Here is a 3,141-nt window from a genome sequence, read left to right on the forward strand (position 1 = left end):
GAGGGCTGGCAGGATGCGGCCGAACACCAGCGAGTCCGGCATCTTGAGCACAAAACGTAACAACGCCGTCAGTGTCAGCATGTTCACGAGGATGTTGGTGCCGAAGCCGAAAAAGGCGTTCCAGTCGCCTTGTGCCCACAGGATCGGTTTGCCCGAAGTCGCAGTTGTGTCTGACGTGCTCATCACGCGCTCCTATGCAATCATTTTCGTTTGTTCGGAATTCAGTGCCGCTAAAATTTCAGACGATTGGCTGACCCAGCCGAAGATGCCGCCCTGCGCCTTGATCATGCGCAGGCCCATTTCGTGGAATTCGGGAAAATAGGACGCACAGCAGTCCGCCAGCACGACGCAGCGATAACCGCGGTCGTTGGCTTCACGCACGGTGGTGTTGACGCAGACCTCGGTGGTGACGCCGCAGACCAGCAGCGTCTCGATGCCACGCTGTTTCAGAATGTCGCCAAGCTCGGTCGCGTAGAACGCACCCTTGCCGGGTTTGTCGATCACGATCTCGCCTTTCAGCGGATACAGGCTCGGCACGATGTCGTGGCCTGCTTCGCCGCGAATAAGGATACGGCCCATCGGACCGGGATCGCCGATCCGCAAGCTGGGTGCGCCGCGTTCGATCTTGGCAGGTGGCGCGTCGGAGAGATCTGGAAGATGACCTTCGCGGGTGTGAATCACCAGCAGGCCCGCTTTGCGGAACGCGTCGAGTACGAGGCCGCAGGGCTTCACGGCGCGCGCGAGTTGCGAGACATCGTTGCCGAGCGTTTCGCCGAAGCCGCCGGGCTCGAGGAAGTCGCGCTGCATGTCGATGATGACGAGCGCGGTTTTCGTCCACACCACGCTGACTGGTGCCGGCTCGGCGGCGAGCAAACTCTTGATAGCCATAGGCATCACCCCGTTCGTCAATCTCGACGAAGCAAGCGGTATGCCATTGTGTACACAGCGCGCAGCGATCTCGCGGGGTCACGATTATCGATTTGAAACAACAGGTTGACGCCTGAAGCCGCGACTCCTCCGGGCCGCGAAACATCGCGTTGGTTGCGACGTCAGACTAAATTTTAGGCGGACTGCTGCGGCAGCCGCGCGGCGAGGACGGCAATTGACATGCTCTTTGTTGGTCTGCATTATATTGCACTAGTCGCCAGAGAGCGGCAGGGATAGCTGCATTATTATTCTAAGTATGCAGCCACCAAGGGAGGGAAGCCGATGCCTGCGTTCGCAGAAGCTGCGGCGAAAGAAGTGTCGGCTGGCGCGCTCCGGGCGCAGCCATGACGACGGCCACCGCTCATCGTCAGGCCAGTGCGCAGGCGCTGTTCGCCAATCCGAATATCGTCGCCGAACGCAAGACCGACGGCAGCATCTGGCTGAGATCGGCGACGCCGTTGCAGCCGTTCGCACGCTGTGTCGGCGATTGGCTCGAGCAATGGGCGCGTGACACGCCCGATACCGTTTTCCTCGCGGAGCGCAGTAGTGCCGACGCGCCGTGGACCAGGCTGACTTATCGCGAAGCGTTGCGGCGGGTGCGCGCGGCGGGATCCTGGATTTTGGCGCAGGGCATGAGCGCGGACCACCCGCTGGTGATTCTGTCCGACAATTCGATCGATCATGCCGTCTTCATGCTGGCGGCGATGCATGTCGGTGTACCGGCGGCGTCGGTGTCGCCGGCCTATTCGCTGGTGTCGAAGGATTTCGACAAGCTGAAAAGCATGATCGCGCTGCTCGATCCCGGCGCGATCTATGTTTCCAGTGCGAGGATGTTTGCCCCTGCGTTGAGCGCCATCGCGCCACTGCATACGGCTCTGATCGTGGCCGGCGATCCGGACGGGTTCGACGGCGCGATTGCGTTCTCGTCATTGACGGCCGCGGCGGAAACGCCAGGGGTCGCGCGCGCTTTCGCTGCCGTCGGTCATGACACCATCGCAAAATTTCTGTTCACGTCGGGCTCGACCGGCACGCCGAAGGCCGTCATCAACACCCAGCGCATGCTGACATCGAACCAGGCCGCGAAAATCCAACTCTGGCCGTTTCTCGGCGAGCCCAATCTCACCACGCTCGATTGGCTGCCGTGGAGCCATACGTTCGGCGGCAATCACAATTTCAACTGCGTGCTGCGCAATGGCGGCACCCTTTACATCGACAGCGGCAAGCCGGCGCCCGGCCTGTTCGCGTTGTCGCTGGCCAATCTGCGCGATGTGATCCCCACGGTATATTTCAACGTGCCGCGCGGCTATGACATGCTGATCGCAGCCTTGCGAGACGACGGCGAGTTGCGCAGGCGATTCTTCTCGAACGTGAAGCTGCTGTTTTATGCGGGCGCCGCGCTGCCACAGAATCTCTGGGAGGCGCTGGAGGCGTTGTCGATTGCGACTGTCGGCCACGCCGTGCCGCTGGTCTCGTCATGGGGCTCGACCGAGACTGCGCCTCTCGCAACGGATTGTCATTTCCAGGCGCCGCGTTCGGGCAATATCGGCGTGCCGATCCCGGGAACGGAGATCAAGCTGGTGCCGACAGGCGACAAGCTCGAGGCGCGGGTGCGCGGGCCGAACGTGACGCCGGGATACTGGAAAGCCCCGGAGCAGACTGCGAAGGCGTTCGACAGCGACGGCTTCTATCTGATGGGCGATGCGATGACCTTCGCGGATGCCGCGCGCCCCGAACTCGGGTTGTTTTTCGACGGACGCGTCGCCGAGGATTTCAAACTGACATCCGGCACCTGGGTCAGCGTCGGCACGCTGCGCATCGCGGGTATCGCGGCACTTGCGCCATTGGCGCAGGACATTGTGGTCGCTGGCCAGGACAAGGATGACGTCCGCTTTTTGGTGTTTCCAAACATCGCAGCTTGCCGCACGCTAGCGAAACTGCCCGATGCTGATGTTGCCGATGTGCTGCGCGCCCCGGCGGTGCGCGAGGCGGTGGCGCAGGGGCTTGCACGCTTGAAAGCGAAGGGCGGCGGCTCGTCGAGCGTCGCCACCCGTGCCTTGCTGCTGCCGGATCTGCCATCGGTGGACGGCGGCGAGATCACCGACAAGGGTTACATCAATCAGCGCGCGGTGCTGTCGCGGCGCGCCTCGGACCTCAAGAGGCTCGACGACGATGGATGCGGCGACTGGATCGGATGCCCGGCCTGACGGGCACAAT

4 protein-coding genes are annotated in these 3,141 nt (G+C 62.4%); 1 reads left to right on the top strand and 3 read right to left on the bottom strand.

Annotated elements, in window-relative coordinates; translation table 11 throughout:
* The 3 genes from VF497_RS00505 to VF497_RS00515 all read right to left on the bottom strand — a co-directional run.
* Nucleotides 1–183 (bottom strand): hypothetical protein (locus VF497_RS00505; protein WP_330885178.1); only part of this gene is annotated, 183 nt, incomplete at its 3' end.
* Between the two features lie 9 nt (nt 184–192).
* Nucleotides 193–894, bottom strand: coding sequence for an isochorismatase family cysteine hydrolase (locus VF497_RS00510; protein WP_330885180.1), 702 nt, complete (start codon nt 892–894; stop codon nt 193–195).
* Nucleotides 895–1,294: 400 nt separating this feature from the next.
* On the bottom strand, nt 1,295–1,441 hold the full coding sequence (locus VF497_RS00515) for a hypothetical protein (RefSeq protein WP_330885184.1): 147 nt from the start codon (nt 1,439–1,441) through the stop codon (nt 1,295–1,297).
* Between VF497_RS00515 and VF497_RS00520 the strand changes: the two genes are divergently transcribed.
* On the top strand, nt 1,386–3,131 hold the full coding sequence (locus VF497_RS00520) for a feruloyl-CoA synthase (protein WP_330885182.1): 1,746 nt from the start codon (nt 1,386–1,388) through the stop codon (nt 3,129–3,131). The genes VF497_RS00515 and VF497_RS00520 overlap by 56 nt on opposite strands.
* Nucleotides 3,132–3,141: the final 10 nt, after the last annotated feature.

Source organism: Rudaea sp. (assembly GCF_036383415.1).
GTDB lineage: Bacteria > Pseudomonadota > Gammaproteobacteria > Xanthomonadales > Rhodanobacteraceae > Rudaea.

Coding starts and splice junctions, on each gene's coding strand:
- VF497_RS00510 (WP_330885180.1), bottom strand. CDS start 894: ATGCCTATGGCTATCAAGAGTTTGCTCGCCGCCGAGCCGGCACCAGTC.